This is a genomic window from Sphingoaurantiacus capsulatus (genome assembly GCF_042648405.1).
GTDB classification, from domain to species: Bacteria; Pseudomonadota; Alphaproteobacteria; order Sphingomonadales; family Sphingomonadaceae; genus Sphingoaurantiacus; species Sphingoaurantiacus capsulatus.
On sequence record NZ_JBHRXV010000011.1, the window covers coordinates 329,056 to 341,575 of the forward strand.

At 67.6% G+C, this 12,520-nt stretch carries 10 protein-coding genes and 1 pseudogene; 4 read left to right on the forward strand and 7 right to left on the reverse strand.

All coding sequences use genetic code 11. The features are described from left to right. The first annotated feature begins 6 nt into the window (after positions 1–6). From ACFOMD_RS13845 to mazG, 3 genes are read left to right on the forward strand one after another with little or no spacing between them, the layout of a single operon-like run. Positions 7–759, forward strand: coding sequence for an MBL fold metallo-hydrolase (locus ACFOMD_RS13845; RefSeq protein ID WP_380862365.1), 753 nt, complete (start codon positions 7–9; stop codon positions 757–759). After that, positions 759–1,370, forward strand: coding sequence for a TIGR02281 family clan AA aspartic protease (locus tag ACFOMD_RS13850; protein WP_380862367.1), 612 nt, complete (start codon positions 759–761; stop codon positions 1,368–1,370). Before ACFOMD_RS13845 ends, ACFOMD_RS13850 begins: the two co-directional genes overlap by 1 nt. Positions 1,371–1,422: 52 nt before the next feature. Then, complete coding sequence (gene mazG / locus ACFOMD_RS13855) at positions 1,423–2,211, forward strand: nucleoside triphosphate pyrophosphohydrolase (RefSeq protein ID WP_380862369.1); 789 nt, start codon at positions 1,423–1,425, stop codon at positions 2,209–2,211. Here mazG and hflX read toward each other — a convergent pair. The 7 genes and pseudogenes from hflX to dusB form a co-directional block, all read right to left on the reverse strand. Continuing rightward, positions 2,208–3,461 carry a GTPase HflX gene (gene hflX, locus ACFOMD_RS13860; protein WP_380862371.1) on the reverse strand — a complete coding sequence of 418 codons (1,254 nt, stop codon included), beginning with the start codon at positions 3,459–3,461 and terminating at the stop codon, positions 2,208–2,210. The genes mazG and hflX overlap by 4 nt on opposite strands. Before the next feature lie 147 nt (positions 3,462–3,608). Beyond that, positions 3,609–3,824, reverse strand: a pseudogene (gene hfq / locus ACFOMD_RS13865) (RNA chaperone Hfq); the annotation flags it as partial. A 161-nt stretch (positions 3,825–3,985) separates the two neighbouring features. After that, positions 3,986–5,392, reverse strand: coding sequence for a nitrogen assimilation response regulator NtrX (gene ntrX / locus ACFOMD_RS13870; RefSeq protein WP_380862373.1), 1,407 nt, complete (start codon positions 5,390–5,392; stop codon positions 3,986–3,988). 2 nt (positions 5,393–5,394) lie between these two features. Beyond that, positions 5,395–7,662, reverse strand: coding sequence for a sensor histidine kinase (locus ACFOMD_RS13875; RefSeq protein ID WP_380862375.1), 2,268 nt, complete (start codon positions 7,660–7,662; stop codon positions 5,395–5,397). Between the two features lie 65 nt (positions 7,663–7,727). Further along, complete coding sequence (gene ntrC, locus ACFOMD_RS13880; RefSeq protein ID WP_380862377.1) at positions 7,728–9,185, reverse strand: nitrogen regulation protein NR(I); 1,458 nt, start codon at positions 9,183–9,185, stop codon at positions 7,728–7,730. Continuing rightward, positions 9,182–10,291 (reverse strand): two-component system sensor histidine kinase NtrB, encoded by a 1,110-nt coding sequence (locus ACFOMD_RS13885; protein ID WP_380862379.1) that lies wholly within the window; start codon positions 10,289–10,291, stop codon positions 9,182–9,184. Before ACFOMD_RS13885 ends, ntrC begins: the two co-directional genes overlap by 4 nt. Next, positions 10,288–11,286 (reverse strand): tRNA dihydrouridine synthase DusB, encoded by a 999-nt coding sequence (gene dusB, locus ACFOMD_RS13890; protein WP_380862381.1) that lies wholly within the window; start codon positions 11,284–11,286, stop codon positions 10,288–10,290. Before dusB ends, ACFOMD_RS13885 begins: the two co-directional genes overlap by 4 nt. Positions 11,287–11,371: 85 nt before the next feature. Here dusB and ACFOMD_RS13895 point away from each other — a divergent pair, with 85 nt between their 5' ends. Next, the gene (locus ACFOMD_RS13895) at positions 11,372–12,520 is read left to right on the forward strand and encodes a bifunctional 2-C-methyl-D-erythritol 4-phosphate cytidylyltransferase/2-C-methyl-D-erythritol 2,4-cyclodiphosphate synthase (protein WP_380862383.1); all 1,149 of its coding nucleotides are present in this window, start codon (positions 11,372–11,374) and stop codon (positions 12,518–12,520) included.

A 12,520-nucleotide genomic window follows, 5' to 3' on the forward strand; every position in this document is an offset into this window, starting at 1 on the left:
GTGACGATGCTGGGCTCCGGCACGTCGAGCGGCGTGCCGCGCATCGGCAATGACTGGGGCACCTGCGATCCAAGCGAACCGAAGAACCGGCGCCGCCGCGTATCGATCCTGGTGGAAGAGGGGGCTACCCGCGTGCTGGTCGATACCAGCCCGGATTTCCGCGAGCAGATGCTGTCGGCGAATGCCGACCGGCTCGACGCCATCCTGTTCACTCACGACCATGCCGATCACACGCACGGCATCGACGACGTTCGCCAGATCTTCCACGCGATGCGGCGGCCGGTCGATTGTTATGCGCATCCGGCGACCTGGAAGCGGATGCGGTCGCGCTTCGACTATGTGTTCGAAGGGCGCGACGGCTATCCGCCGACCTGCTTCGCGCACGACATGCCCGAAAAGCTGGTGATCGGGGCGTTAACCATTACCCAGTTTGAGCAGGTGCACGGTAACATCGGCTCGTCGGGTTTTCGCTTCGAGGCCGGCGGCAGGGCTGCGGCTTATTCGACAGATGTGAATGAATTGCCGCCGGAAGCGGATGGCGCGCTGCAAGACCTCGACCTGTGGATCGTCGACGCGCTGCGCCGCACGCCGCACCCGACGCATGCGCATCTCGACCGAACGCTCGGCTGGATCGAGAAGTATCGGCCGGGGCGCGCGGTGCTGACGCATATGGACCAGTCGATGGATTATGCGACGCTGCGTGCCGAGCTGCCGGCCGGAGTCGAGCCGGGCTATGACATGCTGGTGATGGAGCCCTGATGTTCGACGGCCTTGGCGATATGGACAAAGCGCAGGCGCTGTACCTGTCGATCATCCTGGTGGCGGTGCTGCTTGGCTCGCTGTCGCTGCGCCGGATCGGCTGGCGGCGCGGCTTCGGCATGGCGGCGGCGTGGATCGCGATCTTCGCAGTAATTATCACCCTGGCATCCTATCGCGATGATCTGGGCGGGATTTTCGGCCGCATGATCGGCAATGTCGATCCGGCGAGCGGTTACACAGAGGGCAATGAATTCCATGTCCGCGCACGCGACGACGGCCATTTCTGGGTGCGTGCCCAGATCGACGATCAGTCAGTGCTGTTCCTTATCGATACCGGCGCCAGCGGCATCGTGCTGACCGAGGATGCGGCGCGGCGCGTCGGCATTGATCCGGCTGCACTGACCTTCACCGGCTTGGCGTCGACCGCCAACGGCCAGGTGCGTGTCGCCAGCACGCGCGTCGCGAAGCTCGAGGTCGGCGACATCGTCCGCACCAACGTCGTGGTCAACGTCACCGAGGGCGAACTTGACGCCAATCTGCTCGGCATGGCGTTCCTGCGGACGCTCGGCAGCTGGCGCGTCGAGGGCGAAACGCTGGTGATGCGCCCCTGAATATAATATTAACTTAACATAATATATATTATCGGACTTGCGGAGTGATTGAATGACGGCCCCCTCAGGCGACGATTTCGCCCCCGCCGGCGCGGCGTTCGCCAGGCTCGCCGCCGTCATGCGCAAGCTGCGCGATCCGGATGGCGGCTGCCCGTGGGATCTTGAGCAGAATTTCGCGACGATCGCGCCCTACACGATCGAGGAAGCCTATGAGGTCGCCGACGCCATCGAGCGCGGTGACATGGCCGAGCTGCGCGAGGAACTCGGCGATCTGCTGCTGCAGGTCGCCTATCACGCGCAGATGGCCGCCGAGGCCGGCGCCTTCACGCTCGCCGATGTCGCCGCCGGCATCGCCGACAAGATGGTGCGCCGCCATCCGCATGTGTTCGGCGACGCCGAGGTTGCCGACGCCGCGGCGCAGACCGACGCCTGGGAAAAGCTCAAGGCCGCCGAGAAGCCGCGTTCCGGCGCGCTCGACGGCGTCGCGCTCGGCCTGCCGGCCATGATGCGGGCGCAGAAGCTGCAGAAGCGCGCCGGCCGGGTCGGCTTCGACTGGCCCGATGCGGACGGCCCGCGCGCCAAGATCGACGAGGAACTGGCCGAGATCGCCGAGGCGTCGGACGACACCCGCGCCGAGGAAGTCGGCGACCTGTTGTTCGCGGTGGTTAATTACGCCCGCCATCTCGGCATCGACGCCGAGGAAGCGCTGCGCGCCGCCAACGGCAAGTTCGAGCGGCGGTTCGTGGCGATGGAAGCCGCCGCCGGCACCGGCTTCGCCGCGCTCGACCTCGACGCCAAGGAAGCGCTCTGGCAGGCGGTCAAAGCTAAGAAATCAGGTTAACGATTGCCCTCAAAGCGTGCGCGGGCCTCGTCTTCAAGCCGGACGCGTAAGGTAACGCTGCCGTCCTCCTCGTCGCGGCGTTCGACCACCTCGCCATGCTGGTGCAGCCAGGCGATGCGACGCCCCTCTTCCGGCTTCAGCGTGTAGTCGTAGACGCGCGCCGAGCGCTGCAGGGTGGCGCTGATCTGCGCCTGAAGCGCGTCGACACCCTCCCCGGTCACCGCCGAAATCGCCACCGCGTCGTCGTCGCGCGCCGCCTGCTCGACCAGCGCGGTGCGGGCCTCGCCGTGCAGCAGGTCGATCTTGTTGAGCGCCTCGATGATCGGCGCATTGTCCTTGCCGGCATCGACCACGCCCAACTCGCGCAGCACCGTCTTCACGTCAGCAAGCTGCGCCTGGCTGTCGGGATGCGCCACGTCGCGAACATGAACGATGACATCGGCTTCCAGCACCTCCTCAAGCGTGGCGCGGAACGCCGCGACCAGCTGCGTCGGCAGTTCGGAGACGAAACCGACGGTGTCGCTGAGGATCACCTTGTCGAAGCCGGGCAGTTCGATCGCGCGCATCGTCGGGTCGAGCGTGGCGAACAGCAGATCCTCGGCCATCACATCGGCGCCGGTCAGCCGGTTGAACAAGGTCGACTTGCCGGCATTGGTGTAGCCGACCAGCGCCACGACCGGATACGGCGCCTTCTGCCGCCGGGTGCGGTGAAGCGAGCGGGTGCGCTTCACATCGTCGAGTTCGCGCTTCAGCTTGGCGATGCGGTCGCGGATCAGGCGCCTGTCGGCCTCGATCTGCGTTTCGCCGGGACCGCCGAGGAAACCGAAGCCGCCGCGCTGCCGTTCGAGGTGGGTCCAGGACCGCACCAGCCGGCTCGCCTGATAGTTGAGATGCGCCAGCTCGACCTGCAGCGTGCCTTCGCGCGTGCTGGCCCGTTCGCCGAAGATTTCCAGAATCAGCCCGGTGCGGTCGATGACCTTGGCGCAGAGCGCCTTCTCGAGATTGCGCTGCTGGATCGGCGAGACGGTGCCGTCGATGATGACGACTTCCGCCTCCATCGCCGCGATGGCGGCTGCGATCCGCTCCGCCTGCCCCTTGCCGAACAGGTGCGACGGCGACGCCTTGCGAATCTTGACGATTTCGCTGTGGACGACGTCGAGGGCGATGGCCTCGGTCAGGCCGACGGCTTCGGCGAGCTTGGCTTCCGAATCCCTCCCCTCCCCGGTGCCCCGCCCGAAATCGGGCAGCACGACGACGGCGCGGCTTCCGGTGCGGATGCCGCGCTGCGCGTCGAAGCCGCCCTGCGGGGCGACTTCCTGACGTTCGGTTTTGGACGACTCGACGGGGGCGTCAGTCAGGACTCAATCCTCCTCTTCGCCCCCCTGCGGTCCCTCGAACAGCTGCACGGGATTGGCCGGCATAACGGTCGAGATCGCGTGCTTGTAGACGAGCTGCGAATGCCCGTCACGGCGCAGCAGCACCGAGAAGTTGTCGAACCAGGTAATCACCCCCTGCAGCTTCACGCCGTTGACGAGGAACATCGTCACCGGAGTCTTCGCCTTGCGGACGGTGTTGAGGAAAACATCCTGCAGATTGTTCGATTTGTCAGCCATTTGCGGCCTTTCTCTTATTGGCAGGCTCCACTGGCCTGCGCCCGCACCGTTAAGCCGGCGTCGGGGGTTACACGCGAAAACGCTGCGCTGAATCAACGAGTAGCCGAGCGCAGTGTTGCGCGGCAATCGCAAAAAGCCTTCACGATGGTCTAATCTAGGTATCAGGCGACGATGTCGTCGCCCTCCTCCCCTTCTCGCGCGCCATCGGTGAGGCCGAGGGCCTTCAGCTTCCGGTGCAGCGCCGACCGCTCCATGCCGATGAAGGCGGCGGTGCGCGAGATATTGCCCGAGAAGCGGCGGATCTGGACGCGCAGATACTCACGCTCGAACGCCTCGCGCGCCTCGCGCAGCGGCGTGCCCATGATCGAGCGCGCCGCCTGGTTCGGGAACAGCTTCGCCGGTTCGCTGGTCACCTCGGCGGGCAGCATGTCGATCTCGATGCGGCCGATGCGCTCCGAGGGGCTGAGGATCAGCGTGCGCTCGACGACGTTGCGCAGCTGGCGCACGTTGCCCGGCCAGTCATAGGCCTGCAGCGCCGCCAGCGTGTCCTCGCTGATCGTCGGCGTCGGCAGGCGGCGTTCGGAAGCGAGCCGCGCGAGGAAGTAATGGACGAGGTCGGTGACGTCCTCGCGCCGCTCCTGCAGCGCCGGCAGGCGCACCGGCACGACGTTGAGACGATAGTAGAGATCCTCGCGGAAGCGGCTGTTGGCGATCTCCTGCGCCAGATCGCGCGCGGTCGAGCTGATGACGCGCACATCGACGCGCACATTGTGCGAGCCGCCGACGCGCTGGAACACCTGCTCGGTCAGCACGCGCAGAATCTTGCCCTGCGTCGGCAGCGGCATGTCCGCCACCTCGTCGAGGAACAAGGTGCCGCCATGCGCCTGCTCGAACAGGCCGGTGCGCTGGACGGTGCCGCCGTCCTCACGACCGAACAGTTCCTCCTCGACGCGCTCCGGCGTCATGCGCGCGGCGGAGACGACGACGAAGGGGGCGTTGTTGCGCGACGACCATTGGTGGAGCAGCCGCGCCGCGACTTCCTTGCCCGACCCGGCCGGGCCGGTGATCAGCACGCGGCTGCCGGTGGCAGCGACGCGCTTGATGGTGGCGCGGACGTTGTTGATCGCCGCCGAGCCGCCCGACAGCTCAGTGTCGAGGCCGGCGCGGATGCGCAGCTCCTCATTCTCGCGCTTCAGCCGCTCGGTCTCGGTGGCGCGTTCGACGGCCAGCAGCAGCTGGTCGGCCTGAAACGGCTTCTCGATGAAGTCGTAGGCGCCGCGCTTGATCGCGGCGACGGCGGTTTCGATGTTGCCGTGGCCGGAAATGATGATGACCGGCAGGGTCGGATCGCTGTCCTTGACCTGCTCCAGCAGCTCGATGCCGTCGATCTTCGATCCCTGCAGCCAGATGTCGAGCACGATCAGCGACGGCCGCCGCTCGCGGATCGCCGCCAGCGCCTCGTCGCTGTTGGCGGCGGTGCGGGTGCCGTAGCCGTCGTCCTGCAGCACGCCGGCGATCAGCTCGCGGATGTCGGCCTCGTCGTCGACGATCAGGATGTCCAACGCCATTCCTACCCCTGTCCTCGCTTCGGCTCGGGCATCTCGCTGCCCGCGTCCGCTTCCATCCGTTCGATCAGTGCCTTCGGGTCGAAGATCATGCGCGCGACGGTGCCGCCACCCGGCGCATCTGCCAGGTCGAGCGTCCCGCCATGCTCCTCGACGATCTTCTTGACGATCGCAAGGCCAAGCCCGGTGCCCCGTACCCGCGTCGTGACGTAGGGTTCGGTAATCCGGTCGCGCAGCTCGGGTGGCAGCCCGACGCCATTGTCGGTGACCGCGATCACCAGCCGATCGCCGCTGGCCTCGACCGACAGGCTCACATGTCCGGGTGCGCCGTCGCGCTCCTGCCGGGCCGCGACGGCTTCGGCCGCGTTCTTCAGCAAATTGGTCAGCGACTGGGCGATCTGGCGGCGGTCGCAGACCAGCAGCGGCAAGGTTTCGGGCACCTTCATCGCAAAGGTTACCGCCGGATGCGCGACCTCCTGCATGAACAGCGCCTGCCGGGCGATATCGAGCACCGGCTCGGGGCGGAACACCGGCTTCGGCATGCGCGCGAAGGAGGAGAATTCGTCGACCATGCGGCGCAGGTCGCCGACCTGACGGATGATCGTGCCGGTCAGGCTGCCGAAGGTCTCGGGATCCTCGGTGATCTGCTTGCCGTATTTGCGCTGCAGCCGCTCGGCGGAGAGCTGGATCGGGGTCAGCGGGTTCTTGATCTCGTGCGCGATGCGGCGCGCCACATCGGCCCAGGCGGCGCGGCGCTGGTCGGACAGCTGCTGGCTGATGTCGTCGAAGGTCAGCACGAAGCCATTCGCGAAGGCCGCGACCTGCACCGCGAGCGTCTGCGTGTCGGCGCCACGGGCAATGCGCGCCTCGCCGCGGGCATGGCCGGCGCCGGTCGCCTCGTCGAGCAGGTCGGCCAGCTCGGGCACCGCTTCGGTGAGCGGCACGCCCGACAGGTCGACGGCGTCGCGCTCGAGCAGCTCGCAGGCCGACTGGTTGGCGATGCGGATGATACCGTCGTCGCCGATCGACAGCACACCGGCCGACACGCGCGACAGCACCGCCTCGGTAAACTCGCGGCGGCGATCAAGCTGCTCGTTGGCGCTGACCAGCGCGTTCTTCTGCGCGTCGAGCTGCGTCGTCATGCGGTTGAAGGTGCGCGCGAGCGTCGTCATCTCGTCGGTGGTGCCGCGCACCGGCACCCGCGCCCCGAAATCGCCGGCGCCGACGCGCTCGGCGGCGTCCACCAGCCGGCTCATCGGGGCGACCAGGCGATTGGCGAGCCACAGCGCGAACCAGATCGCGGCGGCGAGGATCAGCAGCGACACGACGACGAGCATCAGGTTGAAGCGCCACTGCATCGCGCGCGACCGCTCGATCAGCGACTTATACTCGCTCAAGGCATTCTGGGTGCGCGCCACCTGGTTGAGCACCTGCGGCGACACCTTGCGGCTGACATAGACGTAGCGTTCGAAGATCGGGTCGATGCGGGCGATCGCCTCGACGCGGTCGCTGGCGCTGGCGATCACCACCGCCTCGCCGGACTGGGCGCGCTGCAGGTCGAGCGTCAGGATGCGGCTGCGCAACGGGCGGTTGTCGAGGCCCGAGGCCGCATAGACCACCAGCTCCTCGCCCTGCGGCGAGAACACCGCCGCCTCGGTCAGGTTGCGGTAAAGCACCTGCAGGTCGAGGTTGTCGCGGAAGTCCTTGCTCAACAGGCCGAACTGCTCGGTATTGGCGCGAAGATCGGCGGCCATCGGCAGGATATCGCCGACGATGCGCTGCTTGTTCTCCTGCACATAGGCCTGCGCGACGCGGTCGGCATTCTCCAGCACGGTGCGCGCCCGGTCGGAGAACCAGAACTGCACGCCGAACTGGAACAGCAGCGAGGCGAACACCACGACCAGCAAGGTCGGTACCGCGGCGATGGCCGCGAACAGCCCGACGAGGCGGACGTGGAGGCGCGCGCCGGCCTGCCCTTCCCTGCGCTTGCTGAGCAGGATGGCGAAGCGGCGGGCGATGAGCACGATCAGGCCCATCAACGGCACCAGGATCGCGACCAGCAGCAAGGTCACCATCCACGGGTCGAAGCCCTCGGCGGGCGCCCTCTCGCCGGTCAGCACCGCATAGCCGGTGATGCCGAGCACGGTCGCGAGCAGCGCGAAGCCGATTTCCAGCCGCGGATAGAAATCGACGCGCGTCACCCAACGATTGAAGCGTCGGCGCCACATGCGCCAGCGAAGCGGCGTCGAGGCAGACGGGTTGAGCGGCGTCATCGCGGACAGCCTAGCAAAGTTCGTGGCGCTTTGACCACATTGTTGCCGTGGCGCGACGCTTCACCTCAGCGAACACCGCGCAAGGTGGCGGCATCGATGCGCAAATCGTTCAATTTCTTGCGCAGCGTATTGCGGTTGATCCCGAGCAGCTTCGCCGCGCGGATCTGATTGCCGTTGGTGGCGAGCAGGCTGAGCGTCAGCAGCGGCCGTTCGAGTTCGGCGAGGACGCGGTCATAGAGTCCATCGGGCGGAAGATCGTCGCCGAAGGTGATGAAATAGCGCGACAAATGCGCCTCGACCGATCCGGCAAGGCCGCGGCCGTCGCCGGTGTCGACATCGCTCGCCACCGGCCCGCCTTCGCTGAGGCCGTTCTCGACGGCGGCGGCGGTGATCGTCTCCTCGCGGGCAAGCGCTGCGAGGCGGCGCATGAGATTTTCCAGCTCGCGGACGTTGCCCGGCCAGCTGTGCGCGCGCAGCCGCTCGATCGCGGTCGGGTCGAGCAGCTTCCTGGGCAGCCCTTCCGCCTCGGCGCGGGTCAGGAAATGCCGCGCCAACTCACCGATGTCGTCGGCGCGGGCGCGCAACGGCGGCAGGCGGATCGGCACGACGTTGAGGCGGTAGAACAGGTCCTCGCGGAACTGGCCGGCATCGATCAGGCGGCGCAGGTCCTTGTGGGTGGCGGCGATGATGCGCACGTCGGCGCGCATCGCCCGGCTGCCGCCGACGGTGGTGAACTCGCCCGACTGCAGCACGCGCAGCAGCCGCGTCTGCGCATCCATCGGCATGTCGCCGATCTCGTCGAGGAACAGTGTGCCGCCCTGCGCCTGCTCGAAGCGGCCCGACACGCGCGCCGCCGCGCCGGTAAACGCGCCGCGCTCATGGCCGAACAGCTCGGATTCGATCAGCTCGCGCGGGATCGCCGCCATGTTCACCGGCACGAACGGCCCGGTGCGGCGCGGCCCCATATTGTGCAGCGCCTGCGCCACCAGCTCCTTGCCGGTGCCGCTTTCGCCGAGGATCATCACCGTGAGGTCGGTCGGCACGACGCGCGCCATCGTCCGGTAGACGTCCTGCATCGCCGCCGAGCGGCCGATCAGCGGCAGATTGTCGTCGACCCCGCCGCGCGTGTCCGCCGCCTTCGACCGCGCCATGCGCGACTGTTCGAGCGCACTGGCAACCGCGCGGGTCAACTCATCAAGATCGAAGGGTTTCGGCAGATATTCGAACGCGCCCTGCTCGGTCGCGCGCACTGCCGTCGCCAAAGTGTTCTGCGCGCTCATCACGATCACCGGCAGGCCGGGCCGCTTGTCGAGCAGCGCCGGAATGGCGTCGAGGCCGTTGGCGTCAGGCAGCATGACGTCGGTGATGACGACATCGCCCTGCCCGTCCTCGGCGAGCTTCCACAGCCCGGCGACGCTGTCGGTGGTGCGGACGTTATAGCCGGCGCGGACCAGCGCCTGCCGCACCACGGTGCGGATCGCGGCATCGTCGTCGGCGACGAGGACGGTGGCGGCCTCGCTCACGCGCGGTTCTCCTGCTGCATCGGCAGCAGCACCCGGAAGATGGTGCGCGGCGGCAATTGCGTCCGCTCATATTCGACGATGCCGCCATGCTCGCCGATGATCTTGGCGACGAGCGCGAGGCCCAGCCCCTGGCTCGACCGCTTCGAGGTGACGAAGGGATCGAACAGATGCTCCTCCATGTCGGCGGGCGCGCCCGGGCCGTTGTCGATGACGCAGACCTCGAGCGGCACCGACACCCGGCGCTCGGAGCCCTTCACCGCGACCTTCAGGCCATGGCGATAGGCGGTGGTCATCATGATTTCCCCACCGTCACCAGCCGCTTCGGCGGCGTTCTTCACGAGGTTGAGGAACACCTGGATCAGCGCGTCGCGGTTGCCGAGCACGGGGGGGAGCGACGGATCATAGCGTTCGCGAAAGGTCAGCGCGTTGGCGAAGCCCTGCTCGGCGACGCGGCGGACGTGGCTCAGCACCGCGTGGATATTCTCCGGCTCGCGCTCGACACGGCGGGTGTCGGTGAAGCTCTCCATGCGGTCGACGAGATTGCGGATGCGGTCGACCTCGGTGCAGACGAGGTCGGTCAGCTCGCGGCCATCGTCATCGACATTGTGCGCGAGCAATTGCGCCGCGCCGCGGATGCCCGACAGCGGGTTCTTGATCTCGTGCGCCAGCATCGCCGCCACGCCCACCGCCGAGCGCGCCGCGCCCTGGTGGACAAGCTGCCGGTCGACGAGCGAAGCGACGGCGCGGGTCTGAAAGGCCACCGTCAGCCAGCCCTGCTGATAGCCGATCGGCGCGATCAGCACGTCGGCACGGAAGCGCACCCCGCCGATCAGGTGCAGATCGAGGTCATAGGCGGCGAAATTGCCCTCCCCGCCCTGCGCATCGGCGAGCAGCGCGCGGAACGGGCTGTCGGCGGACAGCAACGCGTCCCAGCCTTTCTCGCGCAAGGCGGCCTGCGAGGTGTTGAACAGGCTCTCGGCGGCGATGTTCGCCTGCGCAATGCGGCCATCCGGGTCGATGACCAGCACCGGGATCGGCAGGAAGCTGAGGATATCGGCCGCGGCCGGTGCGTCGTGAACCAGCGTCGGCGACGCCGCCGGGTTCACGCTGCCGCCCGAAGGCGGTACGGCGCGTAAAAGGCCTCGATCATCGACAGCGCGCGCTTCGGATCGTCCTGTTGGTTCACCGCATGGCGGAACTCAGCCGAATCCGGCATCCCCTTGGTATACCAGCCCAAATGCTTGCGCATCAGGTTGACGCCATTCTGCACGCCATAGTGCGACAGCATCATGTCGTAATGCTCGACGATCAGGTCGTACTGCTCCGACAGTGACGGCTCGGCGGGCCGTTCGCCGCGCGCCAGCCAGGCCATCGCCTGGCCGAGCAACCACGGTTTGCCATAGGCGCCGCGCCCGATCATCACCGCGTCGGCACCCGACTGTTCGAGCGCGGTGTCGACGTCCTCCAGCGAGCAGATGTCGCCGTTGACCACCACCGGCAGCTTGACCGCTTCCTTGACGTTGCGCACGAACGCCCAGTCCGCCGTGCCCTTGTAGAGCTGGCAGCGGGTGCGGCCGTGCACGGTAATCAAATGAACGCCCAAATCCTCGGCAATGCGCGCCAGCTCGGGCGCGTTGAGGCTGGCATGATCCCAGCCCATGCGCATCTTCAGGGTGACGGGCACCTTCACCGCCGCGACGGTCGCCTTGATGATCGCGGCGGCGAGCGGCAGGTCGCGCATCAGCGCCGAGCCGGCGTCGCCGTTGACGATCTTCTTCACCGGGCAGCCCATATTGATGTCGATGATCGCGGCGCCGCGATCCTCGTTGAGCTTGGCGGCTTCCGCCATCACGCCGGGCTCGCAGCCGGCGAGCTGCATCGACACCGGCTCCTCGCTCGGGTCCCAGGCACATTTCTGCAGCGACTGGCGCGTCTCGCGCACCATCGCCTGGCTGGCGATCATCTCGGTCACCGTGAGCCCGGCGCCATAGCGCTTCACCAGCTTGCGGAACGGCAGGTCGGTCACGCCGGTCATCGGCGCGAGGATGACCGGCTCGTCGATGGTCACGGGACCGATGCTGATGGGCTTAAGCTTGGGCATACCGACATTCTGCACAAAAATGAGGCGTCGCAGATAGCGGCAACGGCCCTTTTCGGCAAGGCGGGGGCGCGGTAAGAGCGCGCCCATGTCGCGGCCCCGCACCCTTGCGCTGATCGTCGCCGCCGGCCGGGGCCACCGCGCCGGCGAGGGATTGCCCAAGCAGTATCGGACGATCGGCGGCCAGGCGGTGTTGCGGCGGACGGTGCAGGCCTTTCTCGCGCACCCGCAAATCGACGGCGTTCAGGTGGTCATCCACCCCGATGACCGCGAACTTTATGACGCGGCTGTCGAGGGTCTCGACTTCCTCCCGCCGGTGAACGGCGGCGCGAGCCGGCAGGAATCGGTGAAGCTCGGCCTCGAAGCGCTCACTGCCGATTGCGTGCTGATCCACGACGCCGCCCGCCCCTTCGTCGCGCCGGCCGTCATCGATCGCGTGCTGGCGGCGCTCAACAATGAGGACGGCGTCATCCCCGCCCTCCCCGTCAGCGACAGCCTGCGACGCGGCGGCAGCCATATCGAGGCGGAGGTCGAGCGCGAGGGTCTCTACCGCGCGCAGACCCCGCAAGGCTTCCGCCATGCCGCCATTCTCGCCGCGCACCGCGCGGTGAGCCTGGCGGCGACCGACGATGCCGCCGTGCTGCGCGCCGCCGGTGGCAGGGTGGCGATGGTCGAGGGAGACGAGGCCAACATGAAGCTCACCACCCCCGCCGACTTCGCCCGCGCCGAGACGTTGCTCGCCGCCGCCATGACGTCACGGACGGCGATGGGTTACGATGTCCACCGCTTCGGCCCTGGCGACCATATCTGGCTGTGCGGGCTGCAGATTGCGCATACGCACGGCCTGATCGGCCATTCCGACGCCGACGTCGGCCTCCATGCGATCACCGATGCGCTGCTCGGCACCATCGGCGATGGCGACATCGGCCAGCATTTCCCGCCGAGCGATCCGCAGTGGAAGGGTGCCGCCTCCGATCGGTTCCTCGCGCATGCCGCACAGCTGGTGCGGGCACGCGGCGGCCGCATCGACCATGTCGACCTGACCATTATCGCCGAGGCGCCCAAGGTCGGCCCGCATCGTGACGCAATGCGGCAACGCATCGCCGCCATCCTCGGGATCGGCTTCGGGTCGGTCAGCGTCAAGGCAACGACGACCGAGGGGCTGGGCTTCACCGGCCGCCGCGAAGGCATCGCGGCGCAGGCGGTGGCGACGGTGCGGTTGCCGGCGGAGGATTGA